Origin of the sequence: Exiguobacterium sp. HVEsp1 (genome assembly GCF_002009685.1) — a bacterium.
GTDB classification, from domain to species: Bacteria; Bacillota; Bacilli; order Exiguobacteriales; family Exiguobacteriaceae; genus Exiguobacterium; species Exiguobacterium profundum.
This window is the reverse complement of sequence record NZ_KV917367.1, coordinates 252,164-276,720: the sequence shown is the minus strand read 5'-3', so window position 1 is coordinate 276,720 and position 24,557 is coordinate 252,164. Positions and strand designations below refer to the sequence as shown.

Annotated in this window: 22 protein-coding genes; 12 read left to right on the top strand and 10 right to left on the bottom strand. The window is 48.6% G+C overall.

What is annotated here, in order from left to right; genetic code table 11:
• The first annotated feature begins 16 nt into the window (after positions 1-16).
• Both BV910_RS01355 and BV910_RS01350 read left to right on the top strand, forming a co-directional pair.
• Entirely contained in the window at positions 17-1,357 is a 1,341-nt protein-coding gene (locus tag BV910_RS01355) for a copper amine oxidase (protein WP_047795816.1), read from the top strand.
• Between the two features lie 19 nt (positions 1,358-1,376).
• Positions 1,377-2,276: a class F sortase gene (locus BV910_RS01350; RefSeq protein ID WP_078146083.1), complete on the top strand. Its 900-nt coding sequence runs from the start codon at positions 1,377-1,379 to the stop codon at positions 2,274-2,276.
• Positions 2,277-2,326: 50 nt separating this feature from the next.
• Here the strand turns inward: BV910_RS01350 and BV910_RS01345 are convergent, their stop codons facing one another.
• The 3 genes from BV910_RS01345 to BV910_RS01335 all read right to left on the bottom strand — a co-directional run bounded on the left by BV910_RS01345 (position 2,327) and on the right by BV910_RS01335 (position 5,866).
• Positions 2,327-3,034 (bottom strand): ABC transporter ATP-binding protein, encoded by a 708-nt coding sequence (locus BV910_RS01345; RefSeq protein ID WP_078146082.1) that lies wholly within the window; start codon positions 3,032-3,034, stop codon positions 2,327-2,329.
• Complete coding sequence (locus BV910_RS01340) at positions 3,034-4,671, bottom strand: ABC transporter permease (RefSeq protein ID WP_078146081.1); 1,638 nt, start codon at positions 4,669-4,671, stop codon at positions 3,034-3,036. Before BV910_RS01340 ends, BV910_RS01345 begins: the two co-directional genes overlap by 1 nt.
• Positions 4,672-4,804: 133 nt before the next feature.
• On the bottom strand, positions 4,805-5,866 hold the full coding sequence (locus BV910_RS01335; RefSeq protein WP_078146080.1) for a Fe(3+) ABC transporter substrate-binding protein: 1,062 nt from the start codon (positions 5,864-5,866) through the stop codon (positions 4,805-4,807).
• A gap of 228 nt (positions 5,867-6,094) precedes the next feature.
• Here BV910_RS01335 and BV910_RS01330 point away from each other — a divergent pair, with 228 nt between their 5' ends.
• Together BV910_RS01330 and BV910_RS01325 are read left to right on the top strand one after the other, a co-directional pair.
• Positions 6,095-6,661, top strand: a complete 567-nt coding sequence (locus BV910_RS01330) for a TetR/AcrR family transcriptional regulator (protein WP_078146079.1) — start codon at positions 6,095-6,097, stop codon at positions 6,659-6,661.
• A 28-nt stretch (positions 6,662-6,689) separates the two neighbouring features.
• A complete protein-coding gene (locus tag BV910_RS01325) occupies positions 6,690-9,842 on the top strand; it encodes an efflux RND transporter permease subunit (protein WP_078146078.1) in 3,153 nt (1,050 codons plus the stop codon).
• 44 nt (positions 9,843-9,886) lie between these two features.
• Here the strand turns inward: BV910_RS01325 and BV910_RS01320 are convergent, their stop codons facing one another.
• Positions 9,887-10,624, bottom strand: coding sequence for a YwqG family protein (locus tag BV910_RS01320; RefSeq protein WP_078146077.1), 738 nt, complete (start codon positions 10,622-10,624; stop codon positions 9,887-9,889).
• A 149-nt stretch (positions 10,625-10,773) separates the two neighbouring features.
• Here BV910_RS01320 and BV910_RS01315 point away from each other — a divergent pair, with 149 nt between their 5' ends.
• The 6 genes from BV910_RS01315 (at position 10,774) to BV910_RS01290 (ending at position 16,148) form a co-directional block, all read left to right on the top strand.
• Positions 10,774-11,127 (top strand): CidA/LrgA family protein, encoded by a 354-nt coding sequence (locus tag BV910_RS01315; RefSeq protein ID WP_078146076.1) that lies wholly within the window; start codon positions 10,774-10,776, stop codon positions 11,125-11,127.
• On the top strand, positions 11,124-11,798 hold the full coding sequence (locus BV910_RS01310; RefSeq protein WP_015880412.1) for an LrgB family protein: 675 nt from the start codon (positions 11,124-11,126) through the stop codon (positions 11,796-11,798). Before BV910_RS01315 ends, BV910_RS01310 begins: the two co-directional genes overlap by 4 nt.
• Positions 11,799-11,895: 97 nt before the next feature.
• Positions 11,896-13,134 carry a peptidase T gene (gene pepT, locus BV910_RS01305; RefSeq protein WP_078146075.1) on the top strand — a complete coding sequence of 413 codons (1,239 nt, stop codon included), beginning with the start codon at positions 11,896-11,898 and terminating at the stop codon, positions 13,132-13,134.
• Between the two features lie 52 nt (positions 13,135-13,186).
• On the top strand, positions 13,187-13,651 hold the full coding sequence (locus tag BV910_RS01300; protein ID WP_078146074.1) for an SACOL1771 family peroxiredoxin: 465 nt from the start codon (positions 13,187-13,189) through the stop codon (positions 13,649-13,651).
• Entirely contained in the window at positions 13,638-14,357 is a 720-nt protein-coding gene (locus BV910_RS01295; RefSeq protein WP_078146073.1) for a DNA/RNA nuclease SfsA, read from the top strand. Before BV910_RS01300 ends, BV910_RS01295 begins: the two co-directional genes overlap by 14 nt.
• Positions 14,358-14,522: 165 nt before the next feature.
• The gene (locus BV910_RS01290) at positions 14,523-16,148 is read left to right on the top strand and encodes an ABC-F family ATP-binding cassette domain-containing protein (protein WP_015880408.1); all 1,626 of its coding nucleotides are present in this window, start codon (positions 14,523-14,525) and stop codon (positions 16,146-16,148) included.
• Positions 16,149-16,178: 30 nt separating this feature from the next.
• Here BV910_RS01290 and BV910_RS01285 read toward each other — a convergent pair whose 3' ends face one another.
• On the bottom strand, positions 16,179-16,928 hold the full coding sequence (locus BV910_RS01285; protein ID WP_078146072.1) for a FixH family protein: 750 nt from the start codon (positions 16,926-16,928) through the stop codon (positions 16,179-16,181).
• A 265-nt stretch (positions 16,929-17,193) separates the two neighbouring features.
• Between BV910_RS01285 and BV910_RS01280 the strand changes: the two genes are divergently transcribed.
• Positions 17,194-18,384, top strand: coding sequence for a LysM peptidoglycan-binding domain-containing protein (locus tag BV910_RS01280; protein WP_078146071.1), 1,191 nt, complete (start codon positions 17,194-17,196; stop codon positions 18,382-18,384).
• 65 nt (positions 18,385-18,449) lie between these two features.
• On the top strand, positions 18,450-18,713 hold the full coding sequence (locus BV910_RS01275; protein ID WP_047795807.1) for an LlsX family protein: 264 nt from the start codon (positions 18,450-18,452) through the stop codon (positions 18,711-18,713).
• A 26-nt stretch (positions 18,714-18,739) separates the two neighbouring features.
• Here the strand turns inward: BV910_RS01275 and BV910_RS01270 are convergent, their stop codons facing one another.
• The 5 genes from BV910_RS01270 to BV910_RS01250 all read right to left on the bottom strand — a co-directional run bounded on the left by BV910_RS01270 (position 18,740) and on the right by BV910_RS01250 (position 24,536).
• Positions 18,740-19,177, bottom strand: a complete 438-nt coding sequence (locus BV910_RS01270; protein ID WP_078146070.1) for a hypothetical protein — start codon at positions 19,175-19,177, stop codon at positions 18,740-18,742.
• The gene (locus BV910_RS01265) at positions 19,174-20,499 is read right to left on the bottom strand and encodes a PepSY-associated TM helix domain-containing protein (RefSeq protein WP_078146069.1); all 1,326 of its coding nucleotides are present in this window, start codon (positions 20,497-20,499) and stop codon (positions 19,174-19,176) included. Before BV910_RS01265 ends, BV910_RS01270 begins: the two co-directional genes overlap by 4 nt.
• A gap of 216 nt (positions 20,500-20,715) precedes the next feature.
• The gene (gene aceA, locus BV910_RS01260) at positions 20,716-21,984 is read right to left on the bottom strand and encodes an isocitrate lyase (RefSeq protein WP_078146068.1); all 1,269 of its coding nucleotides are present in this window, start codon (positions 21,982-21,984) and stop codon (positions 20,716-20,718) included.
• Positions 21,985-22,059: 75 nt separating this feature from the next.
• Positions 22,060-22,356 carry a hypothetical protein gene (locus tag BV910_RS01255; protein WP_015880380.1) on the bottom strand — a complete coding sequence of 99 codons (297 nt, stop codon included), beginning with the start codon at positions 22,354-22,356 and terminating at the stop codon, positions 22,060-22,062.
• On the bottom strand, positions 22,353-24,536 hold the full coding sequence (locus BV910_RS01250; protein ID WP_205728282.1) for a malate synthase G: 2,184 nt from the start codon (positions 24,534-24,536) through the stop codon (positions 22,353-22,355). The genes BV910_RS01255 and BV910_RS01250 overlap by 4 nt, the downstream gene beginning before the upstream one ends.
• Between the last annotated feature and the right edge of the window lie 21 nt (positions 24,537-24,557).

Here is a 24,557-nt window from a genome sequence, read left to right as displayed (position 1 = left end):
AAAGGAGCGATTACCCATGAAGAAGAAGACGTTAAACAAAATCGTAGCACCGGCACTAGCCTTAGGACTACTCGTACCAGTCAACGCACAGGCAGCGGATCACACGCCGACAGCAAGTACACCAGCAGGTGACCTTCGCGCCACACTCGATCAACTCTTATCTGAGCATTACGTCTTAGCCGTCACATCGATGATGAAAGGATACGACGAGGCAGCAGATGCTGAGGTCGCGGATCAAGCTCTCGATCAAAACGCGCTCGACATGACACCAGCCATCGCTTCCATCTACGGTGAAGAAGGCGCTGCACAATTTGAAGAAATCTTCCGTGGTCACAACGACTACTCAGCTGATTTCGTAGAAGCAGCAAAATCAGACAACCAGGAACTACGCATGGAAGCTGAAGCGGAAGTTGATGAGTTCGTAGAAGAATTCTCAACATTCCTCGATGCAGCGACAGAAGGGAACTTACCGAAGGACGCAGCAGCTGATGCACTCGAACTTCATGAAGACCAAGTCCTCTCTGTATTCGATAACTATGTCGAAGGAGATTACGAAGAAGCTTACATGACGTTCCGTGAAGGCTACAAGCACATGTTCAACATCAGTAAAGCTCTCTCGGGTGCAATCGTCACACAAATGCCTGACAAATTTACGACTGGAGCCGACACACCAGCTGTTGAACTCCGCTCAACATTGAACAGTCTTGCAGGTGAGCACTTCGCCCTCGCTGCGATCGGTATGCAAAAAGGGTACGACCAAGCAGAGGACTATGACTACGTGACATGGGCAGAAGACCAGAACACACTCGACTTCAAAGCAGCCATCGCATCCGTATATGGTGACGAAGGTGCAGCACAGTTCGAGAAAGTATGGAACTCAGATCACATCACAGCACAAGGTGACATCGTTGCCGCTACACTCGAAGGAGACGAAGCGATGATCGAAGATGCGCGTATGCGCCTCGACCAATTCGCTGTCGACTTCAGCACATTCCTCGATGCAGCAACAGAAGGTAACTTACCACAAGCTGCCGGTGAAGAAGCAATCAAACAGCACGAAGCGCTCGTACTCGACACATTCGATCAATATGTCGCTGGCGATGCAGAAGCGGCTTGGATGTCATTCCGTGAAGGATATGCGTTCATGTTCGGTGTTGGTGAAACACTCGGTAACGCGATCGTGACACAAATGCCTGACAAGTTCGAAGAAACAATGATGCCTGAAGAGATGCCTGAAACAGGTCTCGGTGGTGCACAAGAACAATCAATGAACACTCTCTACGCTGGATTAGCTGTACTTGGCGGAATCTTACTCGCCTTCGTAACGCTTCGCAAACGTAAAGTATCTGAACAATAATCAATAAGGAGGGAGTCCCATGAACAAGCGCCTTTTGTTTCTGGCGCTCTCTCTCTTTTGTTTTAGCTTCTGGACGTGGACGAGCGCCCAAGAATCGTCGTCACCACCTGTAGAAGAAAAACAAATAGAGGAGAGCCCGGATTTAACGGCTGAATTCTCACTTCTACAGGAAGAGGTGAAAAAGCTACGCTTAGCCGAGGAAGAAGAAAACGCCAAGGCCGTCACCCCTGTTCAAATCCAGATCCCTAAAATCGATGTCGACACCGCCATCGAACAAGTCGGGGTCCTCGATAATAAACAGATGGGTGTACCAGAAGATGAGAACCAGGTCGGGTGGTTCGAACCCGGTGTCACACCGGGTAGCAAAGGAAATGCTGTGATTGCCGGTCACGTCGACAGCAAGACCGGCCCGGCTATCTTTTATCAACTCGATCAACTGACAAAAGGCGATGACGTTCTGATTCAAGATGAAGCGGGTAACACACTCCGGTTCCGCGTCACAAAAACAGAACGCTATGATACGAAAACCGCGCCAATCGAAGAGATTTTCGGTGCCACAACAAATCGGAACTTAAATTTGATTACCTGTTCGGGTACGTTCGGGGACGGGGGCTATGATGAACGATTCGTCGTCTATACAGAGCTGGTGGATACCGAACTGAACGAAACTGTCGATCTCGAGACACCGACGGCAGTCGAACTGAAAGGTAACTTATTGACATGGCACGCCGTTCGTCAAGAGAGCGTGATTGGATATCGGATCTATGAAATCATCGACGGAAAAGCGACTCATATCGAAAGTATCCCATCCCATGCACGAAAAAGTATCGAGGTCACAAATGAGAACAATGCATCCTACTACGTGACTGCGATTGACCAACTTGGAAATGAGTCAAAACCTTCCGAGATGACAAAATGACAAAAAGACCCCTTACTCGCTTTAGAAATGAGTAAGGGGTCTTTTGTTGTTTATACGAAGCAAGGAATTTGCGGGTTGAACGTCTTGTTGTTCTCCGTCATGACCTGCTTTTTAATTTTGCCTTCTCCGAGATAGACGATGCGATCGGCAAGCGCCTCAGCATCTTCTTCATCGTGTGTCACAAAGATCGTCGTCGTGCCCGTCTGCTTCAAGAGACGACGCAAATCGTCGCGAATCCGGTGTTGAAGTGACGTATCGAGATTACTGAACGGTTCGTCTAGAATCAACAGTGACGGTTTCGGTGCGAGTGCACGCGCGAGCGCGACACGCTGTTGTTGTCCCCCACTGAGTTCGTACGGATAGCGGTGACGGAACTCCGTCAAGTTAACGAGTGCGAGCATCTCTTCGACGCGCGCATTCCGCTCCTTGCGGTTCAGTTTATGGAGACCGAATCGAATGTTCTTTTCAACGGTCATGTGCGGGAAGAGTGCATAGTCTTGGAAGACCATCCCCACGCCACGGTCTTCTGGCGGCATGAACTGGCAATCGTCGCAACAGACACAGTCATTCACGACGACGACGCCCTGGTTCGGCATCTCGAGTCCTGCAATCAAACGGAGAATCGTACTCTTCCCCGATCCGCTGTCCCCTAGAAGCGACACGATTTCACCTTTTGTAATCGAAATCGAGAACCCTTTGATGGTCTCTTCATGCGCACCTTTATAGCTAAAATGTAAATCGTTGATTTGAACGAACATTAGTCGGCCTCCTTATCAAGCACCTTGTGGGAAACGAATATCAACAGTCCACTCATGAGGACGATGACGATGGAAGCGAGTGCCGCTTCGTGAATCTTCTCATCACTCACGTATTTGAACGCCTGTGTCGCAAGCGTCGAAAAGTTAAATGGTTGTAAAAAGAGCGTCAATGGCAACTCTTTCATAATATCAATAAAGACGAGGATAAACGCGCTCATGATGGCGCCTTTGATCATCGGGATATCGACGCGGAAGAACGTCTGGACCGTGTTCCACCCCAGCATACGGGATGCTTCCGTGAATGACTTCCCGACCTTCTCAAACCCGCTCTCGATTGAGTTGTAGCCGATGGCGAGGAAGCGAATGACGTAGGCAAAGATGAGCATGATGAGCGTCGTCCGGAACACGAATGTCTGACTCAAGTCGAGCGCCCGTGCCAAATTGAGCACTTTGTCATCGAGCCACAAGAAGAGCGTGATGACCGCAATGGCGATGGCCGCTCCCGGAATCGAATACCCGAGTGTCGTCACTTTCGAAATGACACGCGTCATGTTCGACGGGAAGAGTCGTGTATAGTTCGCAATGATGAGTGCGAACAGTAAAATGATCACGGTTGCGGTAAAGGCGACTCGTACCGTATTCCAAACGAGTTGCCAAAATTCTTCCGTGAAGACCGTATCGAACGTCAGAAACGTCCAGGCCGTCAACTGCGTGAACGGAATGACGAATGCAATGGCAAAGACGATAGAAACATATGCGAATACCGCATAGCGATGCCAACCTTGAAGCGGTCTCGGTTTGAGCGGCTTCACTTTCGTCGAAGCGTAACTGAACTGCTTTCGTCCTCGGACGAGTCGTTCCATCGTCAAGATGGCGATGACGAGAATCATGAGTGTGCCCGCAAGCTTCAGCGCCGACGACGTATCCTTCATCCCGAACCATGTGCTAAAAATAGCGGTACTGAACGTCTGGATCCCGAAGTATTTCACGACACCATAGTCATTGAGCACTTCCATCAAGACGAGACTGACACCGCCGATGATGGCGACTCGGGAAATCGGGATGACGACGGTGAAGAAGATGTCCCATGAGCCGCGACCGAGAATCCGTGCGTTCTCAATCATCGAGGATGATTGGTTATGCAGAAACGCTCGTGTAATCGTATAAATGTATGGATAGAGGAACAACGTGAAAATAAACACGGTTCCTTGAATCGACATGATGTTGAAGTACGACTGATCGACGGTGATCCCGAACTGATTCCGTAGTGTCGTTTGGATCACTCCGGTGTAATTTAAAATGCCGTGATACGTATACGCCCCGATATAAGGCGGAATCGCGAGCGGCAGGATGAGTGCCCATTTAAAGAAGCGACGGAACGGGAAATCATAAACGGTCACGAACCAAGCGAGACTCGTCCCGATCACGGTCGTCAAGACACCGGTAGCCACCATAATGAACAACGTGTTTCTCACGTAACGGGGCAACAGGTACTCCTGAATGTGCTGCCAATTGTCATTGACCGGGGCGAACAATTCGACGAGCACGACAATTCCCGGCAAGACGATCAATAAAATCGCGAGAAAGCTGAGGATCGCCCATCCATTCAGTTGTCGTTTTACTGCGTGCCAGTTCATGTCGTACCGCTCCCGTTCTGTAAACTATCAATTCCTGTCCCATCATATCAGTTTCTGTGCATCCCGTGTAGCGCTTAGGGTGTGAAGAACGCAAAAATCTCCGGCCTGAACTCTCGTTCAAGCCGAAGTCATCTTACTTCCAACCCACTTCGTTAAAGATGCGGATTGCTTCTTGTTGGTTTTCTCCAAGTGCAGAGAGGTTGATGTCTTGCTCTTTGAACTCGCCCCATGATTGAAGAAGTTCGTTCGGCTCAACCGACTCGTTGACTGGATATTCGTAGTTCACACTCGCAAACTTTTCTTGTGCTGACGGTTCTGACATGAACTCCATCAATTTTTGAGCGTTTTCTGTATTCTTCGATGCTTTCGTCATGGCGATACCCGAAATGTTCACGTGTGTGCCTGTTGTATCTTGGTTCGGGAAGAAGACACCGAGCTGTTCAGCGACTTTCTTCTCTTCTTCGTCTTCAGAATTCAACATAAGCCCCATGTAGTACGTGTTCATGATGGCCACGTCCCCTTCACCGGCGACGACCGCTTTCGCTTGGTCACGGTCGTTCCCTTGTGGGTCGCGTGCCATGTTGTTCACTAAGCCCTTCGCCCACTCTTTCGCTTCATCGACACCGTTCACTTCGATGAACGATGCGAGGAGTGAGATATTGTACATGTTTTCAGATGGACGGACGAGTACTTTGCCGTTCCACTGTTCTTCTGTCAACGCTTCGTAAGTCGACAAATCTTCTGGTTTCACGCGATCTTTTGAGTAGACGATGACACGCGCGCGTTTCGTCAAACCGAACCATTCGTTGTCCGTGTCACGATATTTTTCAGGAATGTTTGACTCAAGCTCATCGCTATCGACCGCTTGAAGATGTCCTGCTTCTTTTGCCTGATACAAGTTTCCGGCATCTGCTGTGATGAAGAGGTCTGCTTCTGTGTTTTCGCCTTCCGTGTTCAAACGCTCGAGAAGTTCGTCACTCTTTCCTTCCACCACGTTGACTTTGATGCCTGTTTCTTCTTCAAACTGCTTGTATAATTGTTGATCGACATCGTAGTGGCGACTCGAGTAAACATTGACGACGTTCGAATCGTCTGAGCCTTCATTTGAAGCTGTCTCATCTGTGCTTGCACAAGCGGCAAGGAGCGATGTCGTTAACGCTGCTGAAATTCCTAAAGCTGCATATTTTTTGTTCATCTGTCATTCCCCCACGTTCGGTTATTTCTCTCTCTGGTAATGATAATTACTCTCAGTACCTATCATCACTGATAATCATTCTCAAGTCAAGACTTTTTTGCAATCGCTATCACACTAAATGTGTACTTGTTGACAGTTTTGAGGGCATCATTTCTTGACTTCAAAGGAATACGAACGATATAGTAAAATCAAACAAACCGTCTGGTCGGTACAGAAAGAGGTGAAGATATGTCAAACCGATCGAACGTTACAAAGCAAAAGCTGTTGGATGCGGCAACCGACATCATCATGAACCACGGCGTGCATCAACTTACCTTAGATGAAGTCGCCAAGACTGCGGGTGTATCTAAAGGTGGACTGCTTTATCATTATCCTTCAAAAGAAGCGTTGATGACGGCGATGGTCGAACGATTACAACAAGAACAAAACGAGCTATATGCTTCATTGCAACAAGAAGGTCATGGACCTGTCGAGGCATTCGTTCGTCTATTTGATGAAACGAAGTTACATCCTGAGCGTGCCGCCATCCAAATCGACGTCGAGAAGATGATTGCATTTCTCACGTTGTTCGAAGTCGACCAAGAGTACGCCAATCGTTGGAAACATGATTTAGATACGTTCTTCGCACAGTTCCAACAAACGGCCGACCCGATGGAAACCATGATCATTCGTTATGCACTCGAAGGTATGATGATGTCCGAACACTTCGGTGTCGGTGTTCCCCCTGCCGAACTCAAACAAGCGATTATCGCACGCTTGATTGAACGAGCCCACGACATCGATCGTGAATCATAAAACAATATATAGAGGAGATTAAAAACCCATGCAGAAAATCACGTCCTTCTCCGTCAACAACAAGTTCGCGGTTTGGTTGATGACGATCATCTTGACGGCCGCCGGTCTTTTCGCCGGTCTGACGATGAAGCTCGAGACGTTACCGGACATTACGACACCGACCGTCTCGGTCACAACCATTTATCCAGGTGCATCCCCTGAGCAAGTGCTCGAAGAAGTCAGCACCGTGTTAGAAGATCGTCTTCAGAATTTAAATGGTGTGGAACAAGTCCGTTCTTCGTCATTCCAAAACGCTTCAAACATCCAAATCGATTACGATTTCAGCACCGATATGGATGAAGCGGAACAGCAGGTCAAAGATGCGTTAAGCAACGTCGAATTGCCGGAGTCGGCACAAGAACCACAAGTGTCGCGTCTCAGTTTCGATGCTTTCCCGGTAATCGGGGCTGCCATCTCGGATGAGAGTCTTGATTTGGCCGAATTGACAAAACTCGTCGAGGAAGAAGTGCAGCCTGCCCTTGAAGGAGTGGAAGGTGCGCAAACCGTCCAAATTGCCGGGCAAGAGATTCGCCGCGTCGAACTTCAATTCGACCAAGAAGCGCTCGCAGAATACAATTTGACAGAAGATACGGTCAAACAATTGATTCAAGCGAATGACGCTCGAATTGCGCTCGGGTTATATGAATTAGGTGATACGGAGCAAGCGGTCGTCATCGACGGCAAGTCGGAGACGCTCGAAGCGTTCCGCGACATCCAAATCCCTTACTCACCGGCACAATCAACGCCGACGACACCGTCTGCCCCGACGGAATTGCCACCTGGTCAAACGCCAGACGTGCCAACAGAGGTCCCGACGGAAACACCATCGGCATTACCACCGAACGTTCCGACGACGGTTCCGACTGTCGCGTTGAGTGAACTTGCGACAATCGAGGACAAAGGAATCGAAGAATCGATTTCTCGCTCGAACGGTGAACGCTCAATCGGCGTACAAGTGACGAAGACACAAGATGCGAACACGGTCGATGTCGTCAACGCCGTCAAAGAAGTATTGAATGACTTCGAAGCTGAAAACGATACGGCGAATGTATCGATCACACTCGACCAAGGACAACCGATTGAAGAGTCGGTCGAAACGATGTTGTCTAAAGCATTACTTGGTGGGTTGTTCGCTATCCTCATCATCTTAGTGTTCTTACGTAACTTCCGATCGACGATCATCGCTGTCATCTCGATCCCGTTATCGCTTCTCATGGCACTCATCGTCTTGAAGCAATTGGACATCACGTTGAACATCATGACGCTCGGTGCAATGACCGTTGCGATTGGTCGCGTCGTCGATGACTCCATCGTCGTCATCGAGAACATTTACCGTCGACTCACGCGTTCGAACGAACCACTTCGCGGTAAAGAGTTGATTATCGCGGCAACAAAAGAAGTATTCATCCCGATCGCCTCGTCGACCATCGTCACGATCGCGGTATTCTTACCGCTCGGATTTGTCACTGGATTTGTCGGTGAATTGTTCTTGCCGTTCGCATTGACGGTCGTCTTCGCATTACTCGCTTCGTTACTCGTGGCGATCACGGTCGTACCAATGATGGCCGACTCGTTCTTTAAAAACCGCGACAAGTTGAAGCCAGAAGAAGGTCCAGGCAAGCTCGCGGAATGGTATCGTGGCGTCTTGAACTGGTCACTGAACCATAAACTCGTCGTGTTCGGTCTCGCGACTGCCCTATTGATTGGTAGCTTTGCCCTTGTCCCAGCGATTGGGGTCAACTTCTTGAATCAGGATTCGGAGAAGACGTTGTTCGTCACGTTCGACCCAGAACCTGGTCAAACACTTGAAGATTCGATTGCCGCAGCAGAAGTGGCAGAAGAATACTTCATGGAAGAACAACCGAACGCAACCGATGTTCAGTTCACGGTCGGTGGAGAGAACCCGCTGAACCCCGGAAACAACAAACAAGGAATCTTCATCGTTCAATATGATCCAGATACGGAAGACTTCGCGGATGTGAAGTTAGCTGATATCGAGAAATTGAACGAACTCGCTTCGAACGGGGAATGGAAAGAACAAGACTTCTCAGGTGGCGGCGCAACGAGCGGTGTCACATACAACGTCTATGCCAACTCCCTTGAAGATTTAGAAGCCATCGTGCCGACTTTCATCGAAACGATTGAAGAGGAAACGGATTATGTCCGTCAAGCGACATCTGACTTACGTGAGTCCTATGTACAATACACGTTCAACGTCGACCAACAGGCCGCTGCAGAAGCCGGTGTGTCGGCAGGTCAAATCGCGCAAGTCATCAGTCAGTTCCAGGCACCAGAAAGTCCACTTACAAGTGTCACAGTGGATGAAAAACAGTTAGACGTCGTCATCCCGAACGAGCAAGTGACGTATGACAGTGTCGATGACCTGCAAGCACAAGAAATCACGACACCGTTCGGACCACGCCCGATTTCAGACTTCATTGAAATCGAAGAAGGCACAACACCGGACACACTCGTCGAGCGCGACGGAAAACTGCTTGCGCAAGTAAGTGTTGAACTCAGCACAGATAAAGCGACAGAAGCGTCTGCTGCGATTGAAGAACGCGTTTCAGAGATTGAGCTTCCGTCTGGCGTATCGTATGATGTCGGCGGTGTAACGGAACAGATTCAAGAATCGTTCACACAGCTCGGTCTTGCGATGCTCGCCGCGATTGCCATCGTATACTTGGTTCTCGTCATCACATTCGGTGGGGCACTCACGCCATTCGTCGTGTTGTTCTCACTTCCGTATGCGATTATCGGGGGACTCGTCGCCCTTCTCATCACGGGTGAAACGATTTCGGTTTCTGCCTTGATCGGGGCACTCATGTTGATCGGGATTGTCGTCACGAACGCCATCGTTTTGATTGACCGCGTCATTCATAAAGAAGAAGCTGGTTTATCAACACGTGAAGCGTTACTTGAGGCAGCGGGCACACGCCTTCGCCCAATTCTGATGACCGCACTCGCGACAATCGGTGCACTCGCACCACTCGCACTCGGTCTCGAGGGTGGCGCCCTCATCTCGAAAGGTCTCGGGGTCACCGTGATTGGCGGACTCACAAGTTCGACACTTCTCACGTTGCTCATCGTACCAATCGTCTATGAGTTCTTCGCACGATTCCGTAAGAAAAAACAAGCATAATCAAAAGAGAGTCGACTCATTCGAGTCGGCTCCCTTTTTTGCGTTCAATAACACTGCATAATGATTTCGGTTTCTCCAAACCGTTTGGCACGGAGAGCATCTTCCGGAATGAGAAAATAGAGAATACCTGCATCCCCGAACATGACGTCTAACTCTTCAGACGTGTCCATTTGAAACAATAGGAAAGGATGATCGAATCGTTCCCCATATGTTTCTTGTATCTCTTCAAAAACGTCACCTTGCACTTCACTCGGATGTCCACCGATTGCATGAAGTTCTTCTTGTTCGAATCGTTCGAGTAACCGATCGTACATCTCTTCGTCGAGCAGCTCATATAAACTGTATTCATTCTCTGCATAGCTTTCTTTAAAGGAAACGGCACGTTCATTTAATGCTTCCCCAACTCGCACTCGCTCAAGTTTCGATTCTTCAGTAAACAGAACACGCCAAAGATGACGTTCATCCACATCTCCCCAAGGTTGTTCTTCTAAATCATAGAAGAAAGACAACACCCCTTCTTTCGGGAGTGCATCTACGGATTCAAACTCAGCTAAATCACTTAAACGAAACTGAGCTAAAAACGTCATATTCTCTCCAGGATGCAAGTCTGCGTGTGGTAAGTCAGGATATCCGCCAAACTTAGAATGGCCAACCGCTACTTCTTCCCTTGTTGTCCGTGGCAAAGTTGTCAAATTGACCCGCTTTGTGAACGCATGTAAAATGTCTTCCCTGTTTTGTAATCCATGCTCTTGAATAAATTGCTCAATCGTTTTTAGTTCCATCTCGGCACCCCGCTTGTTTATGATAGATGTAGTATAGCATCCCGAACGTATGTACCCCTTACCTTTTTTGTTATACCCTTTTCTTGACCTCTCTCGTTGAATTTGAGAAGATTCATACGTTTTGAATGACGTGAAAGGAAGTCATGTATATGAAATTATTAAAATGGATGATTGGGCTCGCTCTTTTATTCGGATTGAGCACGCTCGGAAACTGGATTGTTGAGACGTTCTCGTGGAAAGTACCAGGCAGCGTCATCGGCATGGTGCTGTTGCTCATTCTCTTAGTAACAAAAGTCATTCGCGTGGAATGGATTGAGGACAGTGCCGGATATTTGACGAAGCATCTCGCCTTCTTCTTCATCCCTATTGCCGTCGGCCTTATGGCGTACGGCACGTTGTTAAAAGCTGCCGGTATCCCGCTCCTTATCACGTTACTCGCCAGCATGGCGGTCGGGATGGTCGTGACGGCGTTTGTTTCCGGGAAAGACGGTGAGATATCATGACATACGTTTGGATTGGATTGACGATTCTCGTGTATTCGCTCAGTCGTCGACTTTCCATGAAGTGGGCATCTCCGTTCACCAATGTCGTCTTCTTAAGTACAGCGATTTTGATTCTTCTGTTACTCGTGACAGGACAGTCCTATGATGCGTATGAACCGGCTACCGATCTCATCACCATCTTACTCGGACCAGCGACGGTCGCCCTCGGATTACCGCTCTATCGCAACTTACCCGTACTACTCGCACGGGCAAAGCGAGCACTGAGCGCGATTGTCATCGGGTCACTTTCCACAATCTTCGTGGCTGTACTTTTCGGCAAGTTATTTTCTTTCACCGAAAACGTATTGATTGCACTATCGGTCAAATCGGCAACGTCCCCGATTGCCCTTGAATTGGCTCGACAACTAGAGGGGGATGCAACACTTGCGGCCTCGATCGCCGTTGCCTGCGGTATTTTAGGGGCGATGCTCGGACCGGTCTTATTGACGTGGATTCGTATGGACGACCCGTTCACGCGTGGACTCACACTCGGCACAATCAGTCACGGGATTGGGACCGCTCAGGCGGCAACGGAACATCCGTTGTCCGGTGCAACAGGTGGTGCCGCAATGGGATTGACCGCAATCTTCACCTCGTTTATCTTGCCGATTCTATATCCGTTTCTCTTTTGAACAGGTCGCGTCCATCGATGGGCGCGACTTTTTTGTTTCGACTTCGATTGCGCGTGATAAACTAATGAAGATGAAACTTATTAGAGGAGGGCAATCCATGCAAGCAAAATTAATTGAACGCTTAATGACGTACGCGAAGATTGATACACAGTCGGATTTCACAAGTACGACAACACCATCGACGGCCAAACAATGGGATTTGATTCGCCATTTGGAGAAAGAATTAAAAGAACTCGGACTGACAGACGTCGAGACGGACGAATACGGCTATCTCTTCGCCACACTTCCAAGTAACGTCGATTATGACGTCCCGACAATCGGCTTCCTTGCTCACGTCGATACGGCGACCGATTTCACAGGAACGAACGTCTCCCCTCAACTCGTCGAGCATTATGAAGGTGGCGACATCGTCTTGAACGAGTCGCTTCATGTCGTGTTATCACCAAAAGACTTCCCAGAACTGGACGGGTATGTCGGGCATACGCTCATGACAACGGACGGCACGACACTCCTCGGTGCGGACGATAAAGCAGGAATCGCTGAAATCGTCACAGCGATCGAATACTTATTGGCTCATCCTGAGATTCCACACGGGCCGGTCCGCATCGCCTTCACACCGGATGAAGAAATCGGACGTGGACCACATAAATTCGATGTCGCCCGATTCAATGCGGACTTCGCTTACACGATGGACGGCGGTCCACTTGGAGAGTTGCAGTATGAGAGTTTCAACGCAGCCGGTGCGACCGTCACCTTCCACGGGACGAACGTGCACCCAGGTAGCGCCAAGAACAAGATGGTCAACTCGATGAAGCTTGCGATGGCGTTCCAAAACCGTTTGCCTGCTGATGAGGCACCGGAACGTACGAGCAACTACGAAGGGTTCTTCCACTTGAACGGCTTCAATGGGGACGTCGAGAAGACGACGCTTCAATACATCATCCGCGATCACGACAAACAAAAGTTCGAAGCACGTAAAGCGTTGATGGAGAAACTTGTCCTCGAATGGAAACAAAAATACGGGGAAGAACGGATTGAACTCCAGATGGAAGATCAGTATTACAACATGGCCGAGAAAATCGAACCAGTGAAACACATCGTCGATACCGTCGCTGACGTCATGCGCGGCCTTGGCATCGAACCGAAGATTGAACCGATTCGTGGTGGGACAGACGGATCGCAACTTTCTTACATGGGCCTTCCGACGCCGAACATCTTCACAGGTGGCGAAAACTATCACGGGAAGTTTGAATACATCTCTGTGAACAACATGGAAAAAGCAACAACGGTTATCATCGAAACACTTCGCACATTCGCGAAGCGCGCACAAGCATAACACATGCGCCTCCAATCGTTCTCTTTTACACTAGAGACATTGGAGGCGATTTTTGATGAAGCATACATTTAGCATGAACCTCGGCTGGGATGGCGGACGAAATGACGTCGGTACCCTCGAGGCCGAGCGATTAAAGACACAGATTTCGATCCCACCCGAGATGGACGGTCCCGGAGTCGGCACGAATCCGGATGAGATGTTACTCGGGGCAGCGGCCACGTGTTATATCATCACCCTCGCAGCCGTACTCGGACGGAGTGACCTGACTCACCGTGGCATCACGATTGATGCGGAAGGCATCGTCGATGTGACGAACGGCATCTTCACTTACGAGACGATTCGCTATGCGACAACGATTCAAGTACCTACAGAGATGACGGATCGAGAGATCACACTTGTTGAACGCATCGCGAAAAAAGCGAAAGATCAATGTATGATTTCACGCGCACTCGCAGGAAATGTAGCATTTGAGTTGAATACCGTCATTTCACGTAAAAGTGGCAATGATTTTATTTGAAGAACCTTTGAAAAAAGCGATAATTGTAAACAGACGTAATCGCTTTGTCATGGACGTACTCGTTGATGATTTGCTCGCGCCTTGCCATTGTCCTGTAACAGGAAGGATTGGAGATATTATATTTGAAAACATCCCCTGCCTCGTCTCAGAAACCTATGACTCGAATCGTAAAACTCGCTTTACAGTCGAAGCCATTTCAGTCGATGGTGAACAATGGATTGGAATCAATCAAGGTCGTGTAAACGACTATGTTGAAGCTTTCTTACTCGAGAACCAGCTTGATGCTTTCTCAACCCCGAGGGGAATCAAACGTGAAATAGTAACTGACGGTGCACGGATCGATTTTCAGATTGATGGAATCTTCATGGAAGTGAAGGCTCCGCTCAGCGAACTACTCACTATTCCTCTCCCACACTTTAAACGTAGACGAGTGAAACGACCCATCGAAACAGAACGTTTGATTCGTCATCTCTACGCTCTGATTTCCACTCTACCCCAAACCGGAAGAGCAGTCCTCTTATATGTTTTTTTATATGACGCACCAATTTATACCGGTAATCCCAACCGAAAACAAGACCATCTAATTCGTCAATTGATTAACGATGCGATACCTTCCGGATTAGAAATATGGCAACTGAACTGCACTATTTCCCCTGAAGGAATTCGTTTACTTCGTTGCTTTGACACAACGTCTCACTTCAAGTAACCAAATGTATTAAGTGAAACGTTATGTTTTTACTAAACATATGATATGTTGGGAATTACCGAATAGAGTCATTTTTCACTTCCACTCTTTACGCGACTGCGCGTTTTTCAAAAACGTGATACAATACACGTCGTAAACTAATCAGAAAAACGAGGGATACCATACATGATTACAGTAAATAACGTCAGCCTACAATTTGGCGGTCGCAAGTTGTTTGAAGAGGTGAACATCAAGTTCACGCCAGGCAACTGTTACGGATTAATCGGTGCGAACGGTGCCGGAAAATCGACATTCTTAAAGATTTTATCAGGTGAACAAGATACGACGACGGGTGATGTCAGCATCACACCGGGCGAACGTCTCGCCGTCCTCAAACAGGACCACTACGCGTATGAGGACAGTGCAGTTCTCGAGACCGTCATCATGGGTCACGAGCGTCTCTACAAAGTAATGAAAGAAAAAGACGCCATCTACATGAAAGAAGACTTCTCAGATGAAGACGGGATGCGCGCAGCTGAACTCGAAGGAGAATTCGCTGAGTTGAACGGTTGGGAAGCAGAGTCGGAAGCCTCGATGGTCCTCCAAGGTCTTGGTATCTCTGAAGCGCTCCACCAGAAACAAATGAGCGAACTCACAGGTGGGGAGAAAGTCAAAGTCCTTCTTGCCCAAGCGCTCTTCGGTAAGCCAGATATCCTCCTCTTAGACGAGCCGACCAACGGACTTGACCTAAAAGCGATTCAATGGTTAGAAGAATTCTTGATCAACTTTGAAAACACAGTCATCGTCGTTTCCCACGACCGTCACTTCTTGAACAAAGTCTGTACGCACATGGCCGACCTCGACTTTGGAAAAATCCAATTGTATGTCGGGAACTACGACTTCTGGTATGAGTCTAGCCAACTCGCTACACGTATGGCGGCAGACCAGAACAAGAAGAAAGAAGAGAAAATCAAAGAGCTTCAAAACTTCATCGCACGTTTCAGCTCGAACGCATCGAAAGCACGTCAAGCGACGTCTCGTAAGAAGTTGCTCGATAAGATCACACTTGATGACATCCGTCCGTCGTCACGTCGTTATCCGTTCGTCGGATTCACGATGGAGCGCGAGATCGGAAACGATGTTCTCTATGTCGATAACGTATCGAAGACGATCGATGGTGTAAAAGTACTCGACAACGTCACGTTCTCACTCAACAAGACGGACAAAGTCGCATTCGTCGGTCGTTCGGACGTTGCCATCACGACACTCTTCAAAATTCTCATGGGTGAGATGGAGCCAGACACAGGGTCAGTCAAATGGGGCGTCACGACAACTCAGTCATACTTCCCGAAAGACAATTCGGAGTACTTCGAGGGCTCAGAAAAGAGCATCCTCGACTGGTTGCGCCAGTTCTCACCTGCCGATGAGTCAGACACGTTCCTTCGTGGATTCCTTGGCCGTATGCTCTTCTCAGGTGAAGAAGTCATGAAGAAGGCGTCTGTCCTCTCAGGAGGAGAAAAAGTACGCTGCATGCTCTCGAAGATGATGCTCTCGAACTCGAACGTACTCGTCCTTGACGATCCGACGAACCACTTGGATCTCGAATCGATCACAGCACTCAACAACGGTCTCGAGTCGTTCAAAGGCGTGCTTCTCTTCAGCTCACATGACCATCAGCTCATCTCGACGATCGCGACACGCATCATCGAAGTGACTCCGAATGGCATCGTGGACAAAGAAGCAACATACGATGAGTACTTGGAGAACGAAGCGCTTCAACAACAAGTTGAATCCCTTTACCAAAATGCATAATAAAAAATCGGCTCAACGTGAGCCGATTTTTTATTTAACGTTTACCGTCTCCATGACGTGCTCATGAATATCATGACCTTTCGTGACATGGACTTGAACGTTGTATGCGCCTGATTCAGCAAAGGTGTGTGCACCTTTATACATCCCAGTATCTGCTTCCTCTAACTTCACCCACTCATGCTTCTCTGCCCCATCTTGGAAGATTTCGAGTTGTACTTCCGCCCCTGCGAGTATCTCGTCTTCAATCATGACGTGTACCATGAATGGTTGTTCTTCCCCTGCTGTCGCCTCTTTCGGGTCAAGCGTGATATCCGCTCCAGCGTGGTGATGATGCTCACTCTCTTCTTCTGCTTCAGCAGCCGTTTCTGGATGTCCAACCGTCACGTTTGTCGTCGGCATGGTGTGCATCGAACGCGCTGTCACGTGAACCTGAACCGTATAGACCGCTTCTTCCGCGAACGTCGTCTCCGCTTCATAGATACCGTCTTTCGTGAGTGACGCCTTGATCATTTCACTTTCTTCCTTCGCACCATTCTTCCATACCTCGAACTTGATTTCATCCGCATCGTCTACAGGTTGACCATCTTGCGTGACTGTTACTGATAAAGGTACCGCCTCTCCCTTTTTAGCCGTTGCCTCTACCGTCAACTCTGCCTCGACCGGTTCCATTGACTGTGGAACAGCCGCGCTCTCCGCTTCTTTCTCCGTACCACACGCACCGAGTACGAATAACCCGATGAGTCCAAACACGACCCCAAACCGTGTCATCATCTTTTTCATCATAAGTCCTCCTTATAAATCGCTTACATCTTTCACACATTGTTCATGATACCATCTCTTTCCAAAAAGAGTGTGAGTATTCTGTGATATATCCCGCGATACATTCTCACAAATTTCACACATATAGTTGAATCAAAATTTATTGAGTACATTTCCGAATTTTAGTCCATCATTTCTAAAAAGGGGTATATAAAATATATCAAGGTCAATCATTTGGAAAGTCTTAACATCAAGAGAGTTACATCATGAATGGAGGCGAATTCAGATGAAACGTAAGGTCATTCGTGGGGCGATGGCGCTGTTCATCTTATTGGCGATGGTGATCACACAATCGATTTCCGTCAGTGCCGCCGCTTCAAAATTTGTCACGAGCGTGAACACGACGAGCAAGGTCGTCGCATTGACGTTCGATGACGGGGCAGACGGGGCGAACACGAACAAGATTTTAGACATTTTAGCAAAAAACAATGTCAAAGCCACTTTCTTTTTAACGGGGTCGGGCGCAAATAACCATCCACAGTACATTAAAAATATCGCCGCAAAAGGACATCAACTCGGAAATCACTCGTATACACACCCTGACTTCACCAAACTGACTGCCACGCAGATGAAATCCGAACTCGACCGCACGGAAGCTTTGATTAAATCGTTGACCGGAAAAACGACAAAACCGATTTTCAGAGCCCCGTTTGGTGCAGTGAATAGTCCCGTATTGAGCGGTGTCGGGGCTTCAGGATACGGATACACGATTCAATGGAACATTGATACGGTTGACTGGAAAGGATTGACCGCAAGCCAAATCAACACGAAAGTTCAGACTAACATCAAACCGGGTTCAATCGTCTTGATGCATACCGGAGCCGGGGCCCCGGGTACACCGCTCGCACTCCCAACGATGATTTCACAACTCAAAGCAAAAGGGTACAAATTTGTCACGGTCTCGCAATTACTGGCCTATCAAAACACATCGACGAACAAAACGTATACCGTGAAGTCAGGTGATACGTTGTACAGTATCGCACGGACATACGGTGTCACCGTGTCGGCGCTTGCGGCTGCCAACAACATCACGAACTACAGCTTAATCTATGTCGGACAAGTGCTCATCATTCCAACTACGACCGTTACACCACCTACGACGACTGTGAAATATACGGTGAAATCGGGCGACACACTCTACAAGATTGCGACGATGTACAATACGACCGTCGCAAAAATCGCAGCCGCCAATAACATCACAAACGTCAACTCCATCTATGTCGGACAAGTGCTCGTCATCCCAGGTACGACGATCACACCACCGATAACTACGGTAAAATACACGGTCAAATTAGGGGACACGCTGTACAAGATTGCGACGATGTATAACACAACTGTTGCGAAAATCGCGGCCGCCAACAATATCACGAACGTCAGCTTAATCAGTGTCGGGCAAGTGTTGACCATTCCGAAATGATTACCTCGTGAATCTTTTCCTCAGCTTGTGACGTATCGTATACAAACAGGAAAAGAGGAATTGCTATGACTCGAACCGTAATCCGTGTCAGTACTACCGCATTCATCGGACTTTTGGTTTCAATTGCCACATTCTCGATTTTGATTTGGCTCGGTTATGAACAAGCACTCACATCCGGTGAGCCGATTCAATTCTTAACACGTGAGATTTATCAATTCGAGAACGGAATCGGGGTCGCCAACCAGAATCAGATGGCCATTCTCGGTGCCGGATTCATGGGCCTCGCCGTTCTCATTGGAGAGATCGGGATACGTCTTAAACGAAAGTAACCGCTGCATACGCAACGGTTACTTTTTTAATGCTGATGTTCACCATCATGGTCGTGTGAGTGAACGATTGGTTGCTGCAATTGGTCGATTTGGTCTTGCGGTACATCGCCGACAATCATCCATGCAGTTGGGGTATACACTTTCTGCCCTTCATGCACCATGCCGTTCACTTGATAGATTCCTTGATTGAGTTTCACGCTCGTCACGAGATAGCCATCCTTTTCTGTCACTTCATACGTCCGGGTCTCTTCCGAATCGTAAGGCGTGACTTGAATATGGCTTTCTGTCACACGTTCATCATTCGATATTTTCATCGCAAGCGTCGTCGAGCCAACTTCTACACGTTCAGGTACGATCAGTTGAATGCCAATCGGATCAATGGTGCGTTCTACTGGCTGAAGTTGACACGCACCTAACCAAATCGTCGCTAGGATGACAGGAAGGACTGCTTTAAATCGTTTCATGCCGCCACCTCCGCTTTCAACTTCCGGCGCCCGACTAACCAATCAAATAGGAGAACGACAAGAATACTGATCCCTGCGAGCGGTAATGTCACACCAAGAAGTAGAATCAAAATACCGACGATTCGTTTGATCCGTTCGTCCTCAAACCGCTTCATCTGTTCGATCGATCCGATTCTCCGTTTGCGCCACATCACGAACGAGCTGATGACCACGAAAATGAGACCTAGACAAAGTGCGACCCCAACCAATTGATTGAGCAAACCGAAGAGGCGACCTTCATGGAACGCGATTCCGACCGTAATCAGTTTTCCGAGAACCCCGTAATCTGCGTATGTCACAGAGCTGAGTGTTTCACCACTATATTGATCTAAGTTCACCGTCGATTCTTTAAATGGATGACCTGCTGCCGATGTGACAGTATAGACGCCTGTTTCGCCTTCCGGAAGCGAGATCGTGTACGGTCGATCAATCGTGGACTTGTTCCCCACCTGATTTAAATCAATCGGCAACAGCGTACTTGGAGAAGAGGTTGGAACGAGATCTGCTTGGGTCGCCCAAGGTACGTCTTCTGCCACCTCTTTTGTCGTCACGGTCGATTCCGGCTTGGCGCCAAACGCATAGGCATACGTCGGTGCTCCCGTGTTTGTCGACGAGGAAACCCACTGCAGCATCGCACCCGAAACGGATGACCAAGCCAACCCTGAACTGATAATGAGCACGAGGCCTAGCGATGACCATAAGGCGACGCTACCGTGCATCTGCTTCCACCACTGTCGTCCTTTCCCAAGCTTCGGCATAAGCATCCGAAGCGGATTCTTACCACGTGGCCAAAACAAGAATGTCCCCGTAATAAGAAGAATGATTGCCCAGGATGCTGCGAGTTCGACGACCCAGCTCCCGATTTGACCACCTAATAGTGTGCCATGAATCACAACTAATAAATCCATGCTACCTTCAGCAGACCGTGTTCCTAAAACTTCTGTCGTTTCTGGATGAATATATGTATACATCATCTCGTCTTCGTTCATCCAACCGATTCGAGTCGATTCACCTTCATCCGGCAAACGAATCGATGTGATCATCGCATCCGGATATTCTGTCATGAATGATTCCTTTTGGACTTCTATCGGCTGTTCTTCCGTGAAAGATGCCGTCATCATGTCTTTGTATTGCATCTTTGTTACTTGCGGTTCAAATAAATAAATGCTTCCTGTCACAGCCAAGATAATGAAAATCGGTGCAAATATGAGACCTGCATAAAAGTGCCAACGCCAAATCGCTTGATACCAAGCGTTACGTTTGTTTAACCGTTCCCCTTGCATGATGCTTCCCCCTTTATCATTGTGTCCAACTTGTGAACAGATTGAGTATACAAGGAATGGAAACGGTTTACTCTTACTATTTGTGGCAACTATTCGTCGAATTGAAGAAGTTAAAATGAATTTTGATTCATCTTTTTTTCACATATTCATCGAACTGATTCACACACTTTCACATAAAGAAAGAGACACCAACAAGTTGGCGTCTCCAAAATATGATCAATTTGTGAATTGCTCTGCTTCTGTCGATCCAGCCAGTGCAGTCGTTGATGATTGTCCACCTGAGATGACGAGCGAGACTTCATCGAAGTAACCCGTTCCGACTTCCCGTTGGTGACGTGTCGCCGTGTAACCATGTACTTCAGCCGCAAATTCTGCTTGTTGTAACTCCGAGTACGCTGCCATGCCGCGATCTTTGTACCCGCGTGCGAGCTCGAACATGCCGAAGTTGAGCGCGTGGAATCCAGCGAGTGTGACGAACTGGAACTTGTAGCCCATTGCACCGATTTCTTGTTGGAACGTGGCAATCTCTTCGTCTGACAATTTCTTCTTCCAGTTGAACGATGGCGAGCAGTTGTAAGCGAGAAGTTTGCCTGGATACTTCGCATGAATCGCTTCGGCAAATTGACGTGCCTCTGCTAAATCTGGTTCAGACGTCTCACACCAGACGAGATCTGCATACGGTGCATAAGCGAGACCGCGAGCGATAGCTTGCTCGATACCAGCTTCCGTACGATAGAAGCCTTCCGGCGTACGCTCTCCAATGATGAACGGATGATCGATTGGGTCGATGTCGCTCGTGATCAAGTTCGCCGCGTGCGCATCTGTCCGCGCTACGATGATTGTCGGGACGCCCATGACGTCTGCCGCGAGCCGAGCCGAAATCAAGTTTTTCACAGCCGTCTGCGTCGGGAGCAACACCTTCCCACCGAGGTGACCACATTTCTTCTCAGACGAGAGCTGGTCTTCGAGGTGAACGCCGGCAGCACCTGCTTCGATCATCGCCTTCGTCAATTCGAATACGTTGAGCACCCCACCAAAACCGGCTTCCATATCCGCGACAATCGGTGCGAACCAATGCGTGTCGCCTTTCCCTTCTGCCGTTTGAATTTGGTCAGCACGTTGAAGCGCTTGGTTGATTCGTTTGACGACACTTGGTACCGAGTTGGCCGGATATAGACTTTGGTCCGGATACATGTGACCTGACAGGTTCGCATCCGCCGCTACTTGCCAACCACTCAAATAGATGGCTTCGAGTCCTGCTTTTACTTGCTGAATCGCCTGGTTCCCTGTCAACGCACCGAGTGCATGGACGTAGTCACGCTCGTGCATCAATTGCCACAGGCGTTCCGCTCCCTTTGTCGCAAGCGTATGTTCAATCACGATAGACCCTCGTAATTTCATGACGTCTTCTACAGAGTATGGACGTTCTACCCCTTCAAATCGTTCTGACTTCCAGCTGTTCAACAATTCTTCACGTTGTTTCATCAATAAACCCTCCTGTATTATATTAATTTCATAAAATTAATTTTGTTATATAACAGATGGTGCAAATGAAATGATTTAGTCGAGGTAAGCGCAGCATTCCAACGCTGCCTTAAACGTCGAATGCTCCATCCCGCAGCAACGACAAACGTTTTCTTCGTCCCGATCTTCCGGCTTTCGGAAAACGACGACTTCATCGATCGGCTCTTTCATGATTTGGAGCGAACCGTCTGCACGATCCAAGACGAGGCGCATCAAGTCGTTGCCGTATACGAATGCCGTATTCGCCAAAGATGCTGTCGATTCTCCAGATACGATGCGGCGGACGACCCAACGTTCAATCAACTGTTCGCTTTCCATTTTTTTCGTTGTCATGATGAGGTTCCTCCTTTAAGGTTTAACTCCACAGTTTGTCGTTTCATAAATTCACGGCGGCGGCAATGTAAGATTGGTTCCGTATACCCGTTCGGCTGTTTCAACCCATGAAACACGAGTTCGTGGGCGGCTTGATAGGCGATCGACTGATCGACGTTCGGCGTCATCGGTCGATAATTCGGGTCTGACTCGTTTTGCTCATCGACGACTCGTGCCATCCGATAAAGGGTGACCTCGACTTGTTCTGCTGAACAGATGCCGTGATGCAACCAGTTGGCCACGTGTTGGCTCGAAATCCGGAGTGTCGCCCGGTCTTCCATCAGTCCGATATGGTGAATATCCGGCACTTTCGAACAACCGACACCTTGTTCGACCCAACGGACGACGTACCCGAGCAATCCTTGCAAGTTGTTCTCAAGCTCTTCTTTAATCTCTTCTTGCGAATAGATGCGCATCGCGAGCGGGATATCAAGAAGCTGTTGTCGTTCGTGTTTCAAAACAGGCTGTTGCATCAATTCTCGCTGTACATCAAAAGCATCGAGTTGATGATAGTGCATCGCATGGAGTGTCGCCGCGGTCGGTGAAGGTACCCATGCCGTCGTTGCCCCGGAGCGTACGTGTGCCAATTTTTCACGCATCATATCCTGCATTCGGTCGGGCATCGCCCACATCCCTTTTCCGATTTGTGCTTGATGATGGAACCCACTCTCGAGACCGATCCATACATTCAACCGTTCATATGCAGCGAGCCAAGGTGACGTCTTCATTTCTCCCTTCCGACGCATCGGTCCGAGCGTCATCGAGGAATGAATCTCGTCTCCCGTCCGGTCAAGGAAGCCCGTGTTGATGAAGACGACCCGTTCTTTTACTTGCGCGATACAATTTTTCAAGTTGAGCGACGTTCGTCTTTCTTCATCCATCACGCCGACTTTTAACGTATAGCGAGGAAGGTCCAGCAGATTTTCCACGGCATCAAACAAAACATTGGTGAATGCCACTTCTTCAGAGCCGTGCATTTTCGGCTTGACGATGTAAATCGATCCTTCCCGAGAGTTGAGACGACGATGAAGATGGCGACTTGCAATCAATGAAGTAAAGATGGCATCAACGATCCCCTCTGGTACCTCGCGACCTTCTGCATCAAGAATCAAGTCCGTCGTCATCAAGTGTCCAACGTTCCGAATGAACAAGAGCGCGCGTCCTGGGAGGACGACTTCCACCCCACCTTTTCCAAGCAAACGCTTGTCTTCGTTTAAACGCCGAGAGAGTCGCTTCCCGTCTTTTTGGAACGAGGCTTCAAGCGTCCCATCCATTAGACCGAGCCAATTACGATACAGATGAACTTTGTCTTCCGCGCAAACGGCTGCGACCGAGTCTTCACAATCCACGATTGCGGATAGGGCTGATTCGAGCTCGATGTCCATCAGTCCAGCAGGATCAATCTTTCCGATCGGATGCTCGCGGTCGAATTGAAGTTCAACGTGCAAGGCATTGTGCTGGAGCATTAACGTCTTCAACTCGTTCGGTTCCCCGGTGTAACCGACGAAAGAATCATCTGCGAACGAATGCTCGTCGTCCCCGATTACCGCATAAGCGACATCGTCACGAACGACGTATCGTGTCACTTCCTTGTGCGACCCTGATGGTAGCGGGAACGTGTCATCCAGAAACTGTTTCGCTAACCGAATGACCTCATTACCGCGAACGGGATTATATGCTCTCCCCTTTTCCATACCATCTGTCTCGTCAATCATGTCCGTCCCATAAAGAGCGTCGTAGAGACTTCCCCATCTGGCGTTGGCGGCATTGAGTGCATATCTGGCATTGTCTAACGGTACGACGAGTTGCGGTCCCGCTTGATGAGCGATTTCGCGATCGACATTCAACACGTCGATATTAAAATCTTCGACGACCGGTTCGATATAGCCGATCGACGTTAAAAATGTCTCGTATTCGATTGGATCGACTTCGTCTTGCCTGCTGTACCATTCCTGTAACAATCGCTCGAATGTCTTGCGCTGCTCTAGAAGTGTCTGATTCACTGGAATGAAACGCTCTAGAAGCGATTCGACCCCTTCCCAAAAATCATTGATTTCATGAGGTTCAAGAACGTTTTTATTCACAAATTCGAGCAGTTTCTCATGAATATGATACTTATCTAGTCGTTCATAGTGTTCCAAGCGTTCACATCCTCCTTTAAT

Excerpts from the sequence above, each read along its gene's own strand:
- BV910_RS01355 (WP_047795816.1), top strand. The coding sequence starts at position 17 with ATGAAGAAGAAGACGTTAAACAAAATCGTAGCACCGGCACTAGCCTTA.
- BV910_RS01350 (WP_078146083.1), top strand. The coding sequence starts at position 1,377 with ATGAACAAGCGCCTTTTGTTTCTGGCGCTCTCTCTCTTTTGTTTTAGC.
- BV910_RS01345 (WP_078146082.1), bottom strand. The coding sequence starts at position 3,034 with ATGTTCGTTCAAATCAACGATTTACATTTTAGCTATAAAGGTGCGCAT.
- BV910_RS01340 (WP_078146081.1), bottom strand. The coding sequence starts at position 4,671 with ATGAACTGGCACGCAGTAAAACGACAACTGAATGGATGGGCGATCCTC.
- BV910_RS01335 (WP_078146080.1), bottom strand. The coding sequence starts at position 5,866 with ATGAACAAAAAATATGCAGCTTTAGGAATTTCAGCAGCGTTAACGACA.
- BV910_RS01330 (WP_078146079.1), top strand. The coding sequence starts at position 6,095 with ATGTCAAACCGATCGAACGTTACAAAGCAAAAGCTGTTGGATGCGGCA.
- BV910_RS01325 (WP_078146078.1), top strand. The coding sequence starts at position 6,690 with ATGCAGAAAATCACGTCCTTCTCCGTCAACAACAAGTTCGCGGTTTGG.
- BV910_RS01320 (WP_078146077.1), bottom strand. The coding sequence starts at position 10,624 with ATGGAACTAAAAACGATTGAGCAATTTATTCAAGAGCATGGATTACAA.
- BV910_RS01315 (WP_078146076.1), top strand. The coding sequence starts at position 10,774 with ATGAAATTATTAAAATGGATGATTGGGCTCGCTCTTTTATTCGGATTG.
- BV910_RS01310 (WP_015880412.1), top strand. The coding sequence starts at position 11,124 with ATGACATACGTTTGGATTGGATTGACGATTCTCGTGTATTCGCTCAGT.
- pepT (WP_078146075.1), top strand. The coding sequence starts at position 11,896 with ATGCAAGCAAAATTAATTGAACGCTTAATGACGTACGCGAAGATTGAT.
- BV910_RS01295 (WP_078146073.1), top strand. The coding sequence starts at position 13,638 with ATGATTTTATTTGAAGAACCTTTGAAAAAAGCGATAATTGTAAACAGA.
- BV910_RS01290 (WP_015880408.1), top strand. The coding sequence starts at position 14,523 with ATGATTACAGTAAATAACGTCAGCCTACAATTTGGCGGTCGCAAGTTG.
- BV910_RS01285 (WP_078146072.1), bottom strand. The coding sequence starts at position 16,928 with ATGAAAAAGATGATGACACGGTTTGGGGTCGTGTTTGGACTCATCGGG.
- BV910_RS01280 (WP_078146071.1), top strand. The coding sequence starts at position 17,194 with ATGAAACGTAAGGTCATTCGTGGGGCGATGGCGCTGTTCATCTTATTG.
- BV910_RS01275 (WP_047795807.1), top strand. The coding sequence starts at position 18,450 with ATGACTCGAACCGTAATCCGTGTCAGTACTACCGCATTCATCGGACTT.
- BV910_RS01270 (WP_078146070.1), bottom strand. The coding sequence starts at position 19,177 with ATGAAACGATTTAAAGCAGTCCTTCCTGTCATCCTAGCGACGATTTGG.
- BV910_RS01265 (WP_078146069.1), bottom strand. The coding sequence starts at position 20,499 with ATGCAAGGGGAACGGTTAAACAAACGTAACGCTTGGTATCAAGCGATT.
- aceA (WP_078146068.1), bottom strand. The coding sequence starts at position 21,984 with ATGAAACAACGTGAAGAATTGTTGAACAGCTGGAAGTCAGAACGATTT.
- BV910_RS01255 (WP_015880380.1), bottom strand. The coding sequence starts at position 22,356 with ATGACAACGAAAAAAATGGAAAGCGAACAGTTGATTGAACGTTGGGTC.